This window comes from Plantactinospora sp. GCM10030261 (assembly GCF_042666615.1).
GTDB lineage: Bacteria > Actinomycetota > Actinomycetes > Mycobacteriales > Micromonosporaceae > KBS50.
This window is the reverse complement of record NZ_JBHTDD010000001.1, coordinates 250,674-266,325: the sequence shown is the minus strand read 5'-3', so window position 1 is coordinate 266,325 and position 15,652 is coordinate 250,674. Positions and strand designations below refer to the sequence as shown.

29 protein-coding genes are annotated in these 15,652 nt (G+C 68.3%); all 29 read left to right on the top strand.

Annotation, left to right across the window (positions count from 1 at the left end; genetic code table 11):
- Window positions 1–347 precede the first annotated feature (347 nt).
- Window positions 348–656, top strand: a complete 309-nt coding sequence (rpsJ, locus tag ACFQUZ_RS01295) for a 30S ribosomal protein S10 (RefSeq protein ID WP_007073037.1) — start codon at window positions 348–350, stop codon at window positions 654–656.
- 11 nt (window positions 657–667) lie between these two features.
- Window positions 668–1,330 (top strand): 50S ribosomal protein L3, encoded by a 663-nt coding sequence (gene rplC, locus ACFQUZ_RS01290; protein WP_377436882.1) that lies wholly within the window; start codon window positions 668–670, stop codon window positions 1,328–1,330.
- Complete coding sequence (gene rplD, locus ACFQUZ_RS01285) at window positions 1,327–2,007, top strand: 50S ribosomal protein L4 (protein WP_377436881.1); 681 nt, start codon at window positions 1,327–1,329, stop codon at window positions 2,005–2,007. Before rplC ends, rplD begins: the two co-directional genes overlap by 4 nt.
- Window positions 2,004–2,306, top strand: a complete 303-nt coding sequence (rplW, locus tag ACFQUZ_RS01280; protein WP_377436880.1) for a 50S ribosomal protein L23 — start codon at window positions 2,004–2,006, stop codon at window positions 2,304–2,306. Before rplD ends, rplW begins: the two co-directional genes overlap by 4 nt.
- Window positions 2,307–2,318: 12 nt before the next feature.
- A complete protein-coding gene (rplB, locus tag ACFQUZ_RS01275; RefSeq protein WP_377436879.1) occupies window positions 2,319–3,158 on the top strand; it encodes a 50S ribosomal protein L2 in 840 nt (279 codons plus the stop codon).
- Window positions 3,159–3,170: 12 nt separating this feature from the next.
- Window positions 3,171–3,452: a 30S ribosomal protein S19 gene (gene rpsS / locus ACFQUZ_RS01270; RefSeq protein ID WP_095563690.1), complete on the top strand. Its 282-nt coding sequence runs from the start codon at window positions 3,171–3,173 to the stop codon at window positions 3,450–3,452.
- Window positions 3,453–3,492: 40 nt separating this feature from the next.
- Window positions 3,493–3,999: a 50S ribosomal protein L22 gene (rplV, locus tag ACFQUZ_RS01265; protein WP_377436878.1), complete on the top strand. Its 507-nt coding sequence runs from the start codon at window positions 3,493–3,495 to the stop codon at window positions 3,997–3,999.
- Window positions 3,999–4,931, top strand: a complete 933-nt coding sequence (rpsC, locus tag ACFQUZ_RS01260) for a 30S ribosomal protein S3 (RefSeq protein ID WP_377436876.1) — start codon at window positions 3,999–4,001, stop codon at window positions 4,929–4,931. Before rplV ends, rpsC begins: the two co-directional genes overlap by 1 nt.
- Before the next feature lie 3 nt (window positions 4,932–4,934).
- A complete protein-coding gene (gene rplP, locus ACFQUZ_RS01255) occupies window positions 4,935–5,360 on the top strand; it encodes a 50S ribosomal protein L16 (RefSeq protein WP_377436875.1) in 426 nt (141 codons plus the stop codon).
- Window positions 5,360–5,596, top strand: coding sequence for a 50S ribosomal protein L29 (gene rpmC / locus ACFQUZ_RS01250; RefSeq protein WP_377436873.1), 237 nt, complete (start codon window positions 5,360–5,362; stop codon window positions 5,594–5,596). Before rplP ends, rpmC begins: the two co-directional genes overlap by 1 nt.
- Entirely contained in the window at window positions 5,593–5,877 is a 285-nt protein-coding gene (gene rpsQ / locus ACFQUZ_RS01245; RefSeq protein ID WP_377436871.1) for a 30S ribosomal protein S17, read from the top strand. Before rpmC ends, rpsQ begins: the two co-directional genes overlap by 4 nt.
- A 91-nt stretch (window positions 5,878–5,968) precedes the next feature.
- Entirely contained in the window at window positions 5,969–6,337 is a 369-nt protein-coding gene (gene rplN, locus ACFQUZ_RS01240; RefSeq protein ID WP_007073026.1) for a 50S ribosomal protein L14, read from the top strand.
- A gap of 82 nt (window positions 6,338–6,419) precedes the next feature.
- Window positions 6,420–6,734, top strand: a complete 315-nt coding sequence (rplX, locus tag ACFQUZ_RS01235) for a 50S ribosomal protein L24 (protein ID WP_377436870.1) — start codon at window positions 6,420–6,422, stop codon at window positions 6,732–6,734.
- On the top strand, window positions 6,734–7,303 hold the full coding sequence (rplE, locus tag ACFQUZ_RS01230) for a 50S ribosomal protein L5 (protein WP_377436868.1): 570 nt from the start codon (window positions 6,734–6,736) through the stop codon (window positions 7,301–7,303). The genes rplX and rplE overlap by 1 nt, the downstream gene beginning before the upstream one ends.
- A gap of 1 nt (window position 7,304) precedes the next feature.
- Window positions 7,305–7,490: a type Z 30S ribosomal protein S14 gene (locus ACFQUZ_RS01225; RefSeq protein ID WP_007073023.1), complete on the top strand. Its 186-nt coding sequence runs from the start codon at window positions 7,305–7,307 to the stop codon at window positions 7,488–7,490.
- Window positions 7,491–7,591: 101 nt separating this feature from the next.
- Window positions 7,592–7,999 carry a 30S ribosomal protein S8 gene (gene rpsH / locus ACFQUZ_RS01220; RefSeq protein ID WP_377436867.1) on the top strand — a complete coding sequence of 136 codons (408 nt, stop codon included), beginning with the start codon at window positions 7,592–7,594 and terminating at the stop codon, window positions 7,997–7,999.
- Between the two features lie 20 nt (window positions 8,000–8,019).
- Window positions 8,020–8,562 (top strand): 50S ribosomal protein L6, encoded by a 543-nt coding sequence (rplF, locus tag ACFQUZ_RS01215; protein WP_377436865.1) that lies wholly within the window; start codon window positions 8,020–8,022, stop codon window positions 8,560–8,562.
- Window positions 8,559–8,948, top strand: coding sequence for a 50S ribosomal protein L18 (gene rplR / locus ACFQUZ_RS01210; protein ID WP_377436864.1), 390 nt, complete (start codon window positions 8,559–8,561; stop codon window positions 8,946–8,948). Before rplF ends, rplR begins: the two co-directional genes overlap by 4 nt.
- 32 nt (window positions 8,949–8,980) lie before the next feature.
- Window positions 8,981–9,595, top strand: coding sequence for a 30S ribosomal protein S5 (rpsE, locus tag ACFQUZ_RS01205; protein ID WP_377436862.1), 615 nt, complete (start codon window positions 8,981–8,983; stop codon window positions 9,593–9,595).
- Window positions 9,595–9,777, top strand: coding sequence for a 50S ribosomal protein L30 (gene rpmD / locus ACFQUZ_RS01200; protein WP_377436861.1), 183 nt, complete (start codon window positions 9,595–9,597; stop codon window positions 9,775–9,777). The genes rpsE and rpmD overlap by 1 nt, the downstream gene beginning before the upstream one ends.
- Entirely contained in the window at window positions 9,777–10,220 is a 444-nt protein-coding gene (gene rplO, locus ACFQUZ_RS01195; protein ID WP_377436860.1) for a 50S ribosomal protein L15, read from the top strand. The genes rpmD and rplO overlap by 1 nt, the downstream gene beginning before the upstream one ends.
- Window positions 10,221–10,491: 271 nt before the next feature.
- Complete coding sequence (secY, locus tag ACFQUZ_RS01190; protein ID WP_377436858.1) at window positions 10,492–11,823, top strand: preprotein translocase subunit SecY; 1,332 nt, start codon at window positions 10,492–10,494, stop codon at window positions 11,821–11,823.
- Entirely contained in the window at window positions 11,824–12,477 is a 654-nt protein-coding gene (locus ACFQUZ_RS01185; protein ID WP_377436856.1) for an adenylate kinase, read from the top strand. It abuts the gene before it with no gap.
- Between the two features lie 19 nt (window positions 12,478–12,496).
- Window positions 12,497–13,348 carry a type I methionyl aminopeptidase gene (gene map / locus ACFQUZ_RS01180; RefSeq protein WP_377436854.1) on the top strand — a complete coding sequence of 284 codons (852 nt, stop codon included), beginning with the start codon at window positions 12,497–12,499 and terminating at the stop codon, window positions 13,346–13,348.
- A gap of 96 nt (window positions 13,349–13,444) precedes the next feature.
- A complete protein-coding gene (locus ACFQUZ_RS01175) occupies window positions 13,445–13,981 on the top strand; it encodes a DUF1707 domain-containing protein (protein ID WP_377436852.1) in 537 nt (178 codons plus the stop codon).
- A 247-nt stretch (window positions 13,982–14,228) separates the two neighbouring features.
- Window positions 14,229–14,450 carry a translation initiation factor IF-1 gene (gene infA / locus ACFQUZ_RS01170; RefSeq protein ID WP_007073013.1) on the top strand — a complete coding sequence of 74 codons (222 nt, stop codon included), beginning with the start codon at window positions 14,229–14,231 and terminating at the stop codon, window positions 14,448–14,450.
- Between the two features lie 90 nt (window positions 14,451–14,540).
- Entirely contained in the window at window positions 14,541–14,654 is a 114-nt protein-coding gene (gene rpmJ / locus ACFQUZ_RS01165) for a 50S ribosomal protein L36 (protein ID WP_012184307.1), read from the top strand.
- 183 nt (window positions 14,655–14,837) lie between these two features.
- The gene (gene rpsM / locus ACFQUZ_RS01160; protein WP_377436851.1) at window positions 14,838–15,218 is read left to right on the top strand and encodes a 30S ribosomal protein S13; all 381 of its coding nucleotides are present in this window, start codon (window positions 14,838–14,840) and stop codon (window positions 15,216–15,218) included.
- 18 nt (window positions 15,219–15,236) lie between these two features.
- The gene (rpsK, locus tag ACFQUZ_RS01155; protein WP_377436850.1) at window positions 15,237–15,644 is read left to right on the top strand and encodes a 30S ribosomal protein S11; all 408 of its coding nucleotides are present in this window, start codon (window positions 15,237–15,239) and stop codon (window positions 15,642–15,644) included.
- Window positions 15,645–15,652 lie beyond the last annotated feature (8 nt).

The window sequence follows — 15,652 nt, the reverse complement described above, 5'->3', positions numbered from 1 at the left end:
GCGTGCCCGTGCGGTAGTACGGCATACTGGTCAGGTTGCGTAGGCGACGGGTGGTTGGCTGCGTGCGGCCAACCACCCTCGCTCGGCGTCCGGGTCCCAACTTGTGACCGTGGGCGCCTCCGACCCCCGCTCGTGGGGCCGGGTTCCCCGCCGTGCGGGGAAGCCCCGGGCCCGAGCGCGCCGGGTTGCCGCCGATCCGGTGGCGACGGGGACCAGCCGCTGAAGTTAGGCGGCGCGGTACGTGAGAAGGCGCGACACGCCCGACCGCGGGGGTCGGCGAAGTGGGCTCCGAGCAGACAACGGAGACCCGCAAGACAGCGGCATCGAGAGAAGGAACAGAAGCCACCATGGCGGGACAGAAGATCCGCATCCGGCTCAAGGCCTATGACCACGAGGTCGTCGACTCCTCGGCGCGGAAGATCGTCGAGACGGTGACGCGTACCGGGGCGCAGGTCGCGGGCCCGGTGCCGCTGCCCACGGAGATCAACCGTTTCTGCGTGATCCGTTCGCCGCACAAGTACAAGGACTCGCGCGAGCACTTCGAGATGCGCACGCACAAGCGTCTGATCGACATCATCGACCCGACCCCGAAGACGGTCGACTCGCTCATGCGCCTCGACCTGCCGGCTGGCGTCGACATCGAGATCAAGCTGTAGGGACCGGACTAATGGACAGGCAAGTTAAGGGCATCCTGGGCGCCAAGCTCGGCATGACCCAGGTCTGGGACAACAACCGCGTTGTCCCGGTGACCGTGGTGCAGGCCGGCCCGTGCGTCGTGACCCAGGTCCGTACCGCCGACACGGACGGCTACTCCGCGGTCCAGCTGGCGTACGGCGCGATCGACCCGCGGAAGGTCAACAAGCCGGAGAGCGGACACTTCGCGAAGTCCGGTGTGGCGCCACGGCGGCATCTCGTCGAGCTGCGTACCACCGACGCGAGCGAGTACGAACTCGGCCAGGAGATCAACGTCGAGACGTTCCCGGAGGGAACGGCGATCGACGTGACCGGCCGGACCAAGGGCAAGGGCTTCGCCGGCGTCATGAAGCGGCACGGCTTCCACGGTCTGCGTGCCAGCCACGGTGTCGAGCGCAAGCACCGCTCGCCGGGCTCGATCGGCGGGTGCGCCACCCCGGGCCGGGTCTTCAAGGGCATGAAGATGGCCGGCCGGATGGGTCGCGTCCGCTTCACCGTGCAGAACCTGCGCATCCAGGCGATCGACCCGGAGAACAACCTGCTGCTGATCCGGGGCGCCGTTCCCGGTCCCAAGGGCGCGCTGGTCCTGATCCGCACCGCGGCCAAGGCCCAGGTGAAGGGTGGTGCCTCGAAGTGACGACCGTTGACGTGTTGACCGCCGACGGGACGAAGAAGGGCTCGGTCGAGCTGCCGGGCGACATCTTCGACGTGCAGGCGAACATTCCGCTGATGCACCAGGTCGTGGTAGCGCAGCTCGCCGCCGCGCGGCAGGGCACGCACAAGACCAAGACCCGCGGTGAGGTATCCGGTGGCGGCGCCAAGCCGTACAAGCAGAAGGGCACCGGCCGGGCCCGCCAGGGTTCGACCCGGGCCCCGCAGTTCGCCGGTGGTGGCGTCGTGCACGGTCCCGTGCCGCGCGACTACAGCCAGCGGACCCCGAAGAAGATGAAGGTGGCGGCGCTGCGCGGCGCCCTCTCCGACCGGGCCCGTGCCGGGCGCGTGCACGTGGTCGAGGCGTTCGTCGACGGTGACAAGCCGTCCACCAAGGTCGCGATCCGTGCCCTGCGCAAGGTGACCGAGGCCCGCCGGGCCCTGGTCGTGCTGGCCACGACGGACGAGCTGAACTGGCTGTCGCTGCGCAACGAGCCGTCGGTGCACCTGCTCGAGGCGGGTCAGCTCAACACGTATGACGTGCTGGTCGCCGACGACGTGGTCTTCACCAGGGACGCGCTTGACGAGTTCCTTGGCGTACCGGCCGAGAGCGGCCCGACGGAGAGCGCGTCGGCCGAGACCGCTGAGGGGGATGGCAAGTGACGACCATCGCGGACCCGCGCGACATCATCGTGGCGCCGGTCATCTCCGAGAAGAGCTACAGCGAGCTGAACCGCAACTGGTACACCTTCCTGGTGCACCCGGACGCGAACAAGACCCAGATCAAGATCGCGATCCAGCAGATCTTCGACGTCCGCGTTCTGACGGTGAACACCCTCAACCGCGAGGGCAAGCGCAAGCGGACCCGCACCGGGTACGGCAAGCGCAAGAACACCAAGCGGGCGATGGTGAAGCTGGCTGACGGTGACCGTATCGAGGCCTTCGGCGGCCCGGTCAGCTGAGGGGTATAGACAATGGCTATCCGTAAGTACAAGCCGACGACGCCCGGCAGGCGCGGTTCCAGCGTCGCCGACTTCGCCGAGATCACCCGGTCCACCCCGGAGAAGTCGCTGCTGGCGCCGCTGCCCAAGAAGGGCGGCCGCAACGTGCACGGCCGGATCACCGCACGGCACCAGGGCGGCGGTCACAAGCGCCAGTACCGCATCATCGACTTCAAGCGGGTCGACAAGGACGGCGTGCCGGCGAAGGTCGCGCACATCGAGTACGACCCGAACCGCACCGCGCGGATCGCCCTGCTGCACTACGCCGACGGCGAGAAGCGCTACATCATCGCGCCGCGCGACCTCAAGCAGGGCGACCGGGTCGAGTCGGGGCCGAGCGCCGACATCAAGCCGGGGAACAACCTGCCGTTGCGCAACATCCCGGTCGGCACCACGGTGCACGGGGTGGAGCTGCGTCCGGGCGGCGGGGCCAAGCTGGCCCGCTCGGCCGGCGTCGGTATCCAGCTGCTGGGCCGTGAGGGCGCGTACGCCACGCTGCGGATGCCCTCGGGCGAGATCCGCCGGGTCGACGTTCGCTGCCGCGCCACGGTCGGTGAGATCGGTAACGCCGACCAGTCGAACATCAACTGGGGTAAGGCCGGCCGGATGCGCTGGAAGGGCAAGCGCCCGACCGTCCGTGGTGTGGCCATGAACCCGGTCGACCACCCGCACGGTGGTGGTGAGGGTAAGACCTCCGGTGGTCGCCACCCGGTGAACCCGCAGGGTAAGCCCGAGGGCCGCACCCGTCGTAAGGGCCAGCCGAGTGACCGGCTGATCGTCCGCCGCCGCTACGCCACGCGTAAGCGCGGCTGAGGGAGATAAGACATGCCTCGCAGCCTGAAGAAGGGCCCGTTCATCGACGACCACCTGCTCAAGAAGGTGGAGACGCAGAACGACAAGGGCTCGAAGAACGTCATCAAGACCTGGTCGCGGCGCTCGACGATCATCCCGGAGATGCTCGGGCACACGATCGCCGTGCACGACGGACGCAAGCACGTCCCGGTGTTCATCACCGAGGCGATGGTCGGGCACAAGCTCGGCGAGTTTGCGCTGACCCGCACCTTCAAGGGTCACGAGAAGGACGACCGGAAGAGCCGCCGGCGCTGACGCCGCGGGCATACGGATAGAGGAACAAGGGGTTACAGCGATGCCAGTAAAGGGCGACGCTCCGGTGCTTCCGGGCGCGCGGGCGGTTGCGCGGTACGTGCGCATCTCGCCGACCAAGGCGCGCCGGGTGGTCAACCTCGTCCGCGGTCTGCCCGCGAAGGAGGCGCTCACGGTGCTGCAGTTCGCGCCGCAGGCGGCGAGTGAGCAGGTTTACAAGGTCCTCGCCAGCGCGATCGCCAACGCGGAGAACAACGAGCGGCTGGACCCCGACGCGCTGCTCGTCAGCGAGGCGTACGTCGACGAGGGACCGACCATGAACCGGTTCCAGCCGCGGGCGCAGGGCCGGGCGTACCGGATCCGCAAGCGGACCTGCCACATCACGGTGGCGGTCGAAGCCGTCGCGCCCGCCGCGCCGGCCAGGAAGGCGACGCCGGCGAAGAAGGCGACGCCGGCCAAGGAGACCGTCGCGCCGAAGGCTCAGCCGGCGACGTCGACGCCGGAGGCCGAGGCCGTTGACACGCAGAGCAAGACGGAGGGTGCCGAGTAATGGGTCAGAAGGTTCACCCGCACGGGTTCCGGCTCGGCATCTCGACCGACTGGAAGTCGCGCTGGTTCGCGGACAAGCTGTACAAGGACTACATCGGCGAGGATGTCAAGATCCGCCGGATGATGTCCAAGGGCCTCGAGCGGGCCGGCATCTCGAAGGTCGACATCGAGCGGACCCGGGACCGGGTGCGGGTCGACATCCACACCGCGCGGCCGGGCATCGTCATCGGCCGGAAGGGTGCGGAGGCCGACCGGATCCGGGGCGAGCTGGAGAAGCTCACCGGCAAGCAGGTGCAGCTCAACATCCTTGAGGTGAAGAGCCCGGAGTCGGACGCTCAGCTGGTCGCCCAGGCCGTGGCCGAGCAGCTCTCCAGCCGGGTCAGCTTCCGGCGGGCGATGCGGAAGTCCATGCAATCGGCGATGAAGAACCCGGCCTGCAAGGGCATCCGGGTGCAGGTCTCCGGTCGTCTGGGCGGTGCGGAGATGAGCCGCACCGAGTTCTACCGCGAGGGTCGGGTTCCGCTGCACACGCTGCGGGCGAACATCGAGTACGGCTTCTTCGAGGCCCGGACCACCTTCGGCCGCATCGGTGTGAAGGTCTGGATCTACAAGGGCGACGCGGTGCCGGGTCGCGAGGCGCCGGCCGAGGCCGGACCGTCCCGTCCGCGCCGTGACCGCGGCGACCGTCCCGACCGGCCGCGCCGTGGTCGGTCCGGTTCCTCCGGCACCACCGCCGGCGGCACCGAGGCCGGTCGGGCCGCGCAGGCCGGCCAGGCCGCGCAGGCCGGGAAGACCGGCGGCACCGAGGGCGGACGGGCCGGGCAGACCGGCGCCGCCCCGGAGGCCACCAACGACAACGCCGCGCCGGCCACGGCCGCGCCGGCTACTCCGGCCGGCTCGGCCGGATCGGACAGCTCAGCGCAGGAGGGCTGACAGATGCTGATGCCGCGTAAGCCCCCGAAGGGCTTCCGCAAGCCGCACCACCCCGACCGCAGTGGCGCGTCGAAGGGCGGCAACCGGGTGGTGTTCGGCGAGTTCGGAATCCAGGCGCTCGAGCCGGCGTACGTGACGAACCGGCAGATCGAGTCGGCGCGTATCGCCATGACCCGGCACATCAAGCGTGGTGGCAAGGTCTGGATCTCGGTCTTCCCGGACCAGGCGTTGACCAAGAAGCCCGCCGAGACCCGGATGGGTTCCGGTAAGGGCTCGCCCGAGTGGTGGGTGGCCAACGTCAAGCCGGGTCGGATTCTCTTCGAGATGTCCTTCCCGAACGAGCAGGTCGCGCGAGAGGCGATGCGTCGCGCGATCCACAAGCTCCCGATGAAGTGCCGCATTGTGACGCGCGAAGTGGGTGAATCCTGATGGCAGCGGGCGTTAAGGCCAGCGAGCTGCGCGAGCTCTCCGAGGAGGACCTGGTCGCGCGGTTGCGTGAGGCCAAGGCGGAGCTGTTCAACCTCCGCGTGCAGGCCGCGACCGGCCAGCTGGACAACAACCGCCGGTTGCAGGTCATCCGCCGGGACATCGCCCGGATCTACACGATCATGCGCGAGCGTGAGCTGGGGCTTTCGGCCGCGCCGACTGAGGTGGCTGCATCATGACCGAAGAGACCAAGACCAACACCGCCGTTGAGCGGGGCCGGCGCAAGGTGCGCGAGGGCCTCGTGGTCAGCGACAAGATGGAGAAGACCGTCGTCGTCGAGGTCGAGGACCGGGTCAAGCACGCGCTGTACGGCAAGGTCATGCGCCGTACGAGCAAGCTGAAGGCGCACGATGAGCAGAACTCGGCCGGTATCGGCGACCGGGTGCTGATCATGGAGACCCGACCGCTCTCCGCTACCAAGCGGTGGCGGATCGTGGAGATCCTCGAGAAGGCCAAGTAAGAGCCGTACGGGCTGCGCATCAGCAGGCTCAGGGTTCCGCCAAGCTCGACCGGTCCGGCCGGTCGAGAACTGGCAGACATAGGAGATAGACGTGATTCAGCAAGAGTCGCGACTGCGCGTCGCCGACAACACGGGTGCCCGGGAGATCCTGTGCATCCGCGTACTCGGCGGCTCCGGTCGGCGCTACGCGAGCATCGGTGATGTCATCGTGGCCACGGTCAAGGACGCCATCCCGGGTGCTGGTGTGAAGAAGGGCGACGTCGTCAAGGCGGTCGTGGTCCGCACCGCCAAGGAAAAGCGGCGGCCGGACGGTTCGTACATCCGCTTCGACGAGAACGCCGCCGTCATCATCAAGGACGGTGGTGACCCGCGCGGTACCCGTATCTTCGGTCCGGTCGGCCGTGAGCTGCGGGACAAGCGGTTCATGAAGATCATCTCTCTCGCGCCGGAGGTGTTGTGACCATGAGCGAGCGCAGCGAGCGAACCAGCAGGCTCAGCGGTCGCGACCTTCGGGCGCGCGCCGACCGGAGGGAGACGCGGGCATGAAGGTCAAGAAGGGCGACACGGTCGTCGTCATCGCCGGCAAGGACAAGGGTGCCAAGGGCAAGGTCATCGCGGCCTACCCGCGGCAGGACAAGGTCCTCGTCGAGGGTGTGAACCGGATCAAGAAGCACACCCGCATCCAGACCACCCAGCGTGGTGCCAAGACCGGTGGCATCGTCACCCAGGAGGCCCCGATCCACGTGTCGAACGTGATGGTCCTGGACTCCGACGGCAAGCCGACCCGCGTCGGCTACCGGATCGACGATAACGGCCAGAAGGTCCGTGTCGCGCGTAGCACCGGTAAGGACCTGTGATGAGCACGGCTACCGAAACGAAGACCATGCCGCGCCTCAAGGAGCGGTACCGCAACAAGATCGTGGCCCAGCTGCGCGAGCAGTACCAGTACTCGAACCCGATGCAGGTACCGGGCCTGGTCAAGATCGTCGTCAACATGGGTGTGGGCGAGGCCGCCCGCGACGCCAAGCTGATCGACGGCGCGGTGCGCGACCTGACCACCATCACGGGCCAGAAGCCGCAGGTGCGGCGGGCCAGCAAGTCGATCGCGCAGTTCAAGCTGCGGGAGGGCATGCCGATCGGTGCGAAGGTCACCCTGCGCGGCGACCGGATGTGGGAGTTCCTGGACCGGCTGCTGTCCATCGCGCTGCCGCGTATCCGCGACTTCCGTGGTCTGGACGGGCGCAAGCTCGACGGGCACGGCAACTACACGTTCGGCCTGACCGAGCAGTCGGTGTTCCACGAGATCGACCAGGACAGGATCGATCGGCAGCGGGGCATGGACATCACGGTGGTCACCACCGCCAAGACCGACGACGAGGGCCGGGCGCTGCTCAAGCTCCTGGGCTTCCCGTTCAAGGAGAACTGAGATGGCCAAGAAGGCGCTGATCCTCAAGGCGGCCGCGAAGCCGAAGTTCTCGGTTCGCGCGTACACCCGCTGCCAGCGGTGCGGGCGTCCCAAGGCGGTCTACCGCAAGTTCGGGCTCTGCCGGGTGTGCATCCGGGAGATGGCCCACCGCGGTGAGCTGCCCGGCGTGTCCAAGGCTTCCTGGTAACGCCGCCCGAGCCCCTGACCGGATATAGCTGTATCACCTCTTCGCCGTAGGCCCCGGGCCACGAGCCCGGGGAACCCCGGCGAGAAAGGCTGACGAATTCCATGACGATGACCGACCCGATCGCAGACATGCTCACGCGTCTGCGCAACGCCAACCAGGCGTACCACGACCGGGTGACGATGCCGTACTCGAAGCTCAAGGCGAACATCGCCGAGGTGCTCAAGGGTGAGGGCTACATCGCCACCTGGTCCGTCGAGGAGCCCGAGGAGGGCGCCGTCGGCAAGCGACTGGTCGTCGAGCTGAAGTACGGCCAGAACCGCGAGCGGAGCCTGGCCGGCATCAAGCGCGTGTCCAAGCCCGGCCTCCGGGTGTACGCCAAGTCGGACGAGCTGCCGCGGGTGCTCGGAGGACTGGGCGTGGCGATCATTTCGACGTCCCAGGGGCTGCTGACCGATCGGCAGGCCCGCAAGCGGAGCGTGGGCGGGGAAGTCCTCGCCTTCGTCTGGTAATCACGAGGGAATGATCGATAATGTCGCGTATTGGACGTAAGTCGATCCCGGTACCATCGGGTGTCGACGTCACGATCAACGGCCGCACCATCACGGTGAAGGGCCCCAAGGGCGAGCTGTCGCACACCCTCGCGGAGCCGATCACCGCGGAGCGGGCCGAGGACGGCCAGCTCCAGATCAACCGGCCGAATGACGAGCGCAGGGCCAAGGAACTGCACGGCCTGAGCCGTACTCTGGTGGCGAACATGGTCGTCGGGGTGACCGAGGGCTACCGCAAGACGCTGGAGATCGCGGGCACCGGTTACCGGGTGACCGCCAAGGGCAAGGACCTCGAGTTTGCCCTCGGCTTCTCGCACCCGGTCCTGGTCCCGGCCCCGGAGGGGATCACCTTCACCGTGGAGCGGCCCACGCTGTTCCACGTGGCCGGGATCAACAAGTGGCAGGTCGGCGAGGTGGCCGCCAACATCCGGAAGATCCGCCCGCCGGAGCCCTACAAGGGCAAGGGCGTCAAGTACCAGGGCGAAGTGATTCGTCGTAAGGCTGGAAAGGCAGGTAAGAAGTGAGCGCGACCCTGCTCAAGCGCCGGCGCGGCGTCGCCGCGAAGCGCGCCGTCGGGCGGGCTCGTCGGCACTTCCGCGTCCGCAAGAACATCAGTGGTACGACCGAGCGTCCGCGCCTGGTCGTCTCCCGGTCCCTGCGGCACATCACGGCCCAGGTCGTGGACGACACCCGGGGACACACCCTGGCGTCGGCGTCGACCATGGACGCGTCGCTGCGCGGTGCCGAGGGCGACAAGAGCGCCCTCGCCGGCAAGGTCGGCACGCTGCTGGCCGAGCGGGCCAAGGCCGCCGGTATCGAGAAGGTCGTCTTCGACCGCGGTGGCAACCGGTACGCGGGGCGGATCGCCGCGCTGGCCGACGCCGCGCGCGAAGCCGGGCTCAAGTTCTAGAAACCCGTCACGAGAGAGAAGGAAGGCTGCTGATGCCAGGTCAACAGCGCCGTGGCGGCGGGTCCGGTGGCAGTGAGGGTGGTCGCCGCGACAACCGCCGTGAGGGCGGTCGCGGAAACGCGCCCGTCGAGAAGACGCCGCACCTCGAGCGGGTTGTGGCAATCAACCGGGTTGCCAAGGTCGTGAAGGGTGGTCGTCGGTTCAGCTTCACCGCCCTCGTGATCGTGGGCGACGGTGAAGGCACCGTCGGCGTGGGCTACGGGAAGGCCAAGGAGGTGCCCGCGGCGATCGCCAAGGGTGTCGAGGAGGCCAAGAAGCACTTCTTCAAGGTGCCGCGGATCGCTTCCTCGATCCCGCACCCGGTGCAGGGGGAGGACGCCGCCGGCGTCGTCCTGCTCAAGCCGGCAAGCGCCGGTACCGGCGTGATCGCCGGTGGCCCGGTGCGTGCCGTGCTGGAGTGCGCCGGCATCCACGACGTGCTGTCCAAGAGCCTGGGCTCGTCGAACCCGATCAACATCGTGCACGCGACCGTCGCGGCTCTCAAGAGCCTCGAGTCGCCGGAGGCCGTCGCGGCGCGTCGCGGGCTGCCGGTCGAGGACGTCGCGCCGGCGGCGATGTTGGCTTCGCGGGCAGGGGTGGCTTCCTGATGGCACGACTCAAGGTGACCCAGGTCCGGTCCGAGATCGGGACCAAGCGCAACCAGCGGGAGTCGCTGCGTTCGCTGGGTCTCAAGCGGATCAATGACGTGGTGGTCAAGGAGGACCGTCCCGAGATCCGGGGCATGATCTTCACCGTGAACCACCTCGTGAAGGTCGAGGAGGTCGACTAATGACGATCAAGGTCCACCACCTGCGTCCGGCGCCGGGAGCCAAGACGCCGAAGACCCGTGTGGGTCGCGGTGAGGGCTCCAAGGGCAAGACCGCCGGTCGCGGTACCAAGGGCTCGAAGGCGCGGAAGAACATCCCCGCGGGCTTCGAGGGTGGGCAGATGCCGATCCACATGCGTCTGCCGAAGATGAAGGGCTTCCGGAACAAGTTCAAGGTGGTCTTCCAGGTGGTCAACCTGGACCGGCTTGCCGAACTGTTCCCGAACGGCGGGCAGGTCGGTCCGGCCGAGCTGGTCGAGGCGGGCGCCGTCCGCAAGGGCCAGCAGGTGAAGGTGCTGGGCAGTGGCGACCTCAACGGGGTGGCGCTCCAGGTGTCGGCGCACGCGTTCAGCGCGTCGGCCAAGGAGAAGATTTCCGCCGCTGGCGGCTCGGTCACCGAGCTGTAGGACGTATCCGGTCGTGGCGCCCGCTCAGTTGACTCAACTGGCGGGCGCCGCGACGCGTACCGGGTCGGACCGCGTCGTGACGTGGGCATCGCGTGGTGGCGCCGGCCGGCATGACATCGGACACGGTGTATGTTGCCGGGCACACCTGCCCGCAGCCGCACCGGGCTGTTAGAGTCCGAATCCCAGCTATGGATATCGGGTAGTCGCCCGATGACACCACCCCGACCCGCCTCGGACCCGCCGGCGGGCGGCCTCGCGCAGGAGGAAGAAGTTGCTCTCCGCCTTTGCCAGTGCGTTCCGCACGCCTGACCTGCGCAAGAAGCTGCTGTTCACAGTCGGCATCATTGCGATCTACCGGCTCGGCGCGACGCTGCCAAGCCCGGGGGTCTCGTACAGCAACGTGCAGAAGTGCCTCGAGGCCACCCGGTCCTCCGACCAGAGCGCCGGCTTCCAGTTGCTCCAGCTCTTCTCCGGCGGGGCGCTGCTCCAGCTCTCGGTCTTCGCGCTCGGCATCATGCCCTACATCACCGCCTCGATCATCCTGCAGTTGCTCACCGTGGTGATTCCGCGGCTGGAGCAGCTCCGCAAGGAGGGCCAGTCGGGCCAGGCCAAGATCACCCAATACACCCGGTACCTGACGCTGGGCCTGGGCGTGCTGCAGGCGTCCGCGTTCGTCGCGCTCGGTCGGTCCGGCCAGCTGTTCAACAACCTCTGCGACCAGTACCCGATCATCCCCGACGGGCAGGGCCTGCCGACCTGGCTCACCCTGACCACGCTCGTGATCACGATGACCGCGGGCACCGGCGTGGTGATGTGGCTGGGTGAGCTGATCACCGACCGCGGGGTCGGCAACGGGATGTCGGTCCTGATCTTCACCTCGATCGCGGCCCGCCTTCCCGGCGAGGGTTGGGCGATCAAGGAGTCGAAGGGCTGGGGCTGGTTCGCCCTGATGCTCGCCCTGGTCATCGTGATCATCACGCTGGTGGTCTTCATCGAGCAGGCGCAACGCCGGATCCCGGTGCAGTACGCCAAACGCATGATCGGCCGGCGGATGTACGGCGGCACCTCCACCTACATCCCCCTGAAGGTCAACCAGGCGGGTGTCATCCCGGTCATCTTCGGCTCCTCGCTGCTCTACCTTCCGCAACTGGTGCTCCAGTTCTTCGACCAGAACAACCTCAAGGGCTGGCAGCTCTGGGTGCAGGACAACCTGGTGACGCCGAGCAGCCCGACGTACATCGCGGCCTACTTCCTGCTGATCGTCTTCTTCACGTACTTCTACGTCTCGATCACGTTCAACCCGACCGAGGTCGCGGACAACATGAAGAAGTACGGCGGGTTCGTGCCCGGCATCCGGCCGGGCAAGCCGACCGCGGAGTACCTCGACTTCATCCTCAGCCGGATCACCCTGCCGGGCGCGCTGTACCTGGCGATCATCTCGGTGCTGCCGAACTTCTTCTTCATCTGGCTGGACAGCCAGCAGTACCAGAACTTCCCGTTCGGGGGTGTCGCTGTCCTGATCATGGTGGGTGTCGGTCTGGAGACCGTGAAGCAGATCGAGAGCCAACTCATGCAGCGCAACTACGAAGGGTTCCTCCGGTAGATGCGACTCGTTCTGGTCGGTCCCCCCGGGGCGGGAAAGGGGACCCAGGCCGAGTTCATCGCCGCCCACCTGGCCGTGCCCAAAATCTCGACCGGGGACATCTTCCGGGCGAACGTTTCACAGGGCACGCCGCTGGGTGTCGAGGCCAAGCGCTACATGGACGCTGGCAAGCTGGTCCCGGACGAGGTGACAATCAACATGGTCCGGGACCGGCTAGCCGAGCCGGACGCCTCCGAGGGCTTCCTGCTCGATGGCTTTCCGCGTACCACCCCGCAGGCGGCGGCGCTGGACAAGCTGCTGGCCGACCTGGGCACGGCGCTCGACCTGGTGATGGAGCTGGTGGTCGACGACGACGAGGTGATCAGACGGTTGTCCGGCCGGCGTACCTGCCGGGGCTGCGGCAAGATCTGGCACATCGAGTTCGACGCGCCAAGCCAGCCGGGCACCTGTGACCGCTGCGGGTCCGACCTGTTCCAGCGCGACGACGACAAGCCCGAGACGATCGCCGAGCGGCTACGCGAGTACTCCGTCAAGACCGCCCCACTTGTGGACTACTACGGCGCCCAGGGCAAGCTGGTCGGCATCGACGCCACCGGGCCGGTCGAGGACGTCACGGTCCGGGCCATCGACGCGCTGCGTTCGTACGGCGGATAGGTACGAGGGTCGTTATCTCATGCGTCGTCACCAGTTGGATATCCAGCTGAAGACCCCGGACCAGATCGAGCTGATGCGCGCGGCCGGCCTGGTCGTGGCGGCCGCGCTGGCCGCGGTGCGGGACGCCGTCGCGCCCGGAGTCTCCACCGGGCAGCTTGACGCGGTCGCCGAGTCGGTCATCCGAGATGCCGGCGCGGCGCCGTCGTTCCTCGGTTACCACGGCTATCCGGCATCGATCTGCTCCTCGGTCAACGAGCAGGTGGTGCACGCGATCCCCAGCCGTGAGCAGGTGCTTGTCGAGGGCGACCTGATCTCGATCGACTGTGGCGCGGTGCTGAACGGGTGGCACGGCGACGCGGCCATCACCGTCGCGGTCGGCGACGTGCGGCCGGAGCTGCTCCGGATGGCCACGGTGGCCGAGGACGCGATGTGGGCGGGTATCGCCGCGGCGGCGCGCGGTGCGGCCAACGGGCGGGGTCGGCTCACCGACATCTCGTACGCGGTGGAGACCGCCGTCCGCAAGGGCGGCCGGTTCGGCATCGTCGACGGGTATGGCGGGCACGGCATCGGCACCGAGATGCACCAGGATCCACATGTGCTCAACCACGGGCGGCCCGGCCGCGGACCACGGCTGGTGCCCGGGATGGCGCTGGCCATCGAGCCCATGATCACCATTGGCTCGCCGAAGACGGTGGAACTCGCGGACGGCTGGACGGTGGTGACCAAGGACGGCTCGGTCGCCGCACATGTCGAGCATTCGATCGCCCTGCTGGACGACGGGGTGTGGGTGTTGACCTCGGTGGACGGCGGCCGAGGTCGCCTCGGTGACCTGGTCACCGCCCGGCAGCCGGTCGATTCGCCATCCGCCTGACGGGCATCCGCCCGCCCCGGTTTCCCCGAAATGGGTGCCCCCGCGCGCATGATCGGCGCTCGCGGACGGTGGCGCCGGGATGGCATGCTCGGGTGTATGGATCAGCGTGGGCACATGCGGGCCTCGGACGCCGACCGGGAGGCGGTCGCCGATCGGCTCCGCGGCGCGCTGAGCGAGGGCCGGCTCGACCTGCCTGAGTACGACGAGCGGTTGCGGCGGGCGTACGCGGCGAAGACGTACGACGATCTGAGTGGCCTGCTGACGGACCTGCCGGAGACAGCGCCGCCCGAGCGGTCCGGCCTGGCTCCGACGCCGCCGCAGCCGGCGTCGCCGGTGCCGGACGCGGGGTCGGCCGCGCCCGGTGGGCCGGGCGCCCGCTCAGGCCGCTCGGCGGTGACCAGGGGCTGGCTGCTGGCGACCTGGAGCAGCTACCTGAGTGTGGTCGCCATCACGGTGGCGATCTGGTTGGTCACCTCCCTGATGTCGGGCGAGTGGCAGTATTTCTGGCCGGTCTGGGTGGCCGGCCCCTGGGGCGCCGTGATCCTGGTGACGACCATCACCGGGCTACTCAGCGGTGCGCCGCACCGTTGGCATGGGCATGGACGCTGGCACGAGCGCAATCGGCGGCGGTGAACTGCCCGGGCGGTCCCGTTCCGGGCCCCCGGGGCACGGCCGTCCCGATCCTCCGCGCCGGCCCGGACCTGGTTTGGCGTCGATGCCGGCAGCGGCGTACACTGGCTGATCGGCGCGCAGCGTCCACTCCGGCATGCCCACTCAGCGCTTCGGTGGGGCCGGAGCCGCGGCTGGCCCGGGTGGATCCCACCCGGGAAATGGCGTTGCGAGCCGGTCCGGAGAAACCGACGTCAGGACAGCGGAGGACATGCCGAAAAAAGACGGAGCCATCGAGATCGAAGGTCGGGTCATCGAGCCCCTCCCGAACGCGATGTTCCGGGTGGAGCTGGCGAACGGCCACAAGGTGCTGGCTCACATCAGCGGCAAGATGCGGCAGCACTACATCCGCATCCTGCCCGAGGACCGAGTCGTGGTCGAACTCTCGCCGTACGACCTCACCCGCGGGCGCATCGTCTACCGCTACAAGTAACCGAACCTGACGACGGCCGGGTGTCCCGTGTCCGTCTTCGAAGTCCGGCGGCGACCTCGCCGTCCGGGCGTGATGGAGAGTAAGGCAACCGTGAAGGTCAAGCCGAGCGTCAAGCGGATCTGCAACAAGTGCCGGGTGATCCGCCGGCACGGCCGGGTCATGGTCATCTGCACCGACCCGCGCCACAAGCAGCGTCAGGGCTGACCCCAGTCCCAGCGGCAGCAGATCGCACACAACAACAAGCTCGTCCCAGCCACGAGCACCGAGGCGCAGATGCGTACGCGTTACTCGTGGCTGACCCCCGGTCGGAGGCCGGGGCCCGCCTGGGCAGGCGGGGCGGGGCGGGCGGAGACCTCCGCGACAACACCACGAGGAGTACGCCCACACATGGCACGTCTACTCGGCGTCGACCTCCCCCGCGAGAAGCGGATGGAGATCGCGCTCACCTACATTTTCGGGGTCGGCAAGACCCGGGCTCAGGAGAGCCTGGCCGCCACCGGCATCTCGCCGGACAAGCGGGCCCGGGACCTGACCGACGACGAGCTGCTGCAGCTGCGGAACCACATCGAGGCCAATTACAAGGTCGAGGGTGACCTGCGCCGCGAGGTCGCCGCGGACATCCGTCGCAAGGTCGAGATTGGCTGCTACGCGGGCATCCGGCACCGCCGGGGCCTGCCCGTCCGGGGTCAGCGGACGCGCACCAACGCGCGTACCCGCAAGGGCCCGAAGCGGACGGTCGCGGGCAAGAAGAAGGCCGGCAAGAAGTAATTAGGAGCGCACAGACTTATGCCACCGAAGGCTCGCGCCGGAGCCGCTGTAAAGAAGGTCCGGCGCAAGGAACGGAAGAACGTCGCCCACGGGCAGGCGCATATCAAGAGCACCTTCAACAACACCATCGTGTCCATCACGGACCCGACCGGTGCGGTCATCTCCTGGGCCTCCGCTGGCCAGGTTGGCTTCAAGGGCTCCCGCAAGTCGACTCCGTTCGCCGCGCAGCTGGCCGCCGAGGCCGCCGCGCGTCGGGCGATGGAGCACGGCATGCGCAAGATCGACGTTTTCGTCAAGGGCCCCGGCTCCGGCCGGGAGACCGCGATCCGGTCGTTGCAGGCCGTCGGGCTGGAGGTCGGGCAGATCTCCGACGTCACGCCGCAGCCGCACAACGGATGCCGTCCGCCGAAGCGTCGTCGGGTCTGAGAGGTTAG

What these genes read in the sequence shown, in the direction of transcription:
- rplX (WP_377436870.1), top strand. Translation starts at nt 6,420, where the DNA reads ATGAAGGTCAAGAAGGGCGACACGGTCGTCGTCATCGCCGGCAAGGAC.
- map (WP_377436854.1), top strand. Translation starts at nt 12,497, where the DNA reads ATGCGTCGTCACCAGTTGGATATCCAGCTGAAGACCCCGGACCAGATC.
- rplF (WP_377436865.1), top strand. Translation starts at nt 8,020, where the DNA reads ATGTCGCGTATTGGACGTAAGTCGATCCCGGTACCATCGGGTGTCGAC.
- rpsQ (WP_377436871.1), top strand. Translation starts at nt 5,593, where the DNA reads ATGACCGAAGAGACCAAGACCAACACCGCCGTTGAGCGGGGCCGGCGC.
- rpsJ (WP_007073037.1), top strand. Translation starts at nt 348, where the DNA reads ATGGCGGGACAGAAGATCCGCATCCGGCTCAAGGCCTATGACCACGAG.
- rplO (WP_377436860.1), top strand. Translation starts at nt 9,777, where the DNA reads ATGACGATCAAGGTCCACCACCTGCGTCCGGCGCCGGGAGCCAAGACG.
- rplP (WP_377436875.1), top strand. Translation starts at nt 4,935, where the DNA reads ATGCTGATGCCGCGTAAGCCCCCGAAGGGCTTCCGCAAGCCGCACCAC.
- infA (WP_007073013.1), top strand. Translation starts at nt 14,229, where the DNA reads ATGCCGAAAAAAGACGGAGCCATCGAGATCGAAGGTCGGGTCATCGAG.
- rpsS (WP_095563690.1), top strand. Translation starts at nt 3,171, where the DNA reads ATGCCTCGCAGCCTGAAGAAGGGCCCGTTCATCGACGACCACCTGCTC.
- rpsK (WP_377436850.1), top strand. Translation starts at nt 15,237, where the DNA reads ATGCCACCGAAGGCTCGCGCCGGAGCCGCTGTAAAGAAGGTCCGGCGC.
- rplV (WP_377436878.1), top strand. Translation starts at nt 3,493, where the DNA reads ATGCCAGTAAAGGGCGACGCTCCGGTGCTTCCGGGCGCGCGGGCGGTT.
- rpsE (WP_377436862.1), top strand. Translation starts at nt 8,981, where the DNA reads ATGCCAGGTCAACAGCGCCGTGGCGGCGGGTCCGGTGGCAGTGAGGGT.
- rpsC (WP_377436876.1), top strand. Translation starts at nt 3,999, where the DNA reads ATGGGTCAGAAGGTTCACCCGCACGGGTTCCGGCTCGGCATCTCGACC.
- ACFQUZ_RS01225 (WP_007073023.1), top strand. Translation starts at nt 7,305, where the DNA reads ATGGCCAAGAAGGCGCTGATCCTCAAGGCGGCCGCGAAGCCGAAGTTC.
- rplE (WP_377436868.1), top strand. Translation starts at nt 6,734, where the DNA reads ATGAGCACGGCTACCGAAACGAAGACCATGCCGCGCCTCAAGGAGCGG.
- rplC (WP_377436882.1), top strand. Translation starts at nt 668, where the DNA reads ATGGACAGGCAAGTTAAGGGCATCCTGGGCGCCAAGCTCGGCATGACC.
- rpsH (WP_377436867.1), top strand. Translation starts at nt 7,592, where the DNA reads ATGACGATGACCGACCCGATCGCAGACATGCTCACGCGTCTGCGCAAC.
- ACFQUZ_RS01175 (WP_377436852.1), top strand. Translation starts at nt 13,445, where the DNA reads ATGGATCAGCGTGGGCACATGCGGGCCTCGGACGCCGACCGGGAGGCG.
- rpmC (WP_377436873.1), top strand. Translation starts at nt 5,360, where the DNA reads ATGGCAGCGGGCGTTAAGGCCAGCGAGCTGCGCGAGCTCTCCGAGGAG.
- rplB (WP_377436879.1), top strand. Translation starts at nt 2,319, where the DNA reads ATGGCTATCCGTAAGTACAAGCCGACGACGCCCGGCAGGCGCGGTTCC.
- rpsM (WP_377436851.1), top strand. Translation starts at nt 14,838, where the DNA reads ATGGCACGTCTACTCGGCGTCGACCTCCCCCGCGAGAAGCGGATGGAG.
- rpmD (WP_377436861.1), top strand. Translation starts at nt 9,595, where the DNA reads ATGGCACGACTCAAGGTGACCCAGGTCCGGTCCGAGATCGGGACCAAG.
- ACFQUZ_RS01185 (WP_377436856.1), top strand. Translation starts at nt 11,824, where the DNA reads ATGCGACTCGTTCTGGTCGGTCCCCCCGGGGCGGGAAAGGGGACCCAG.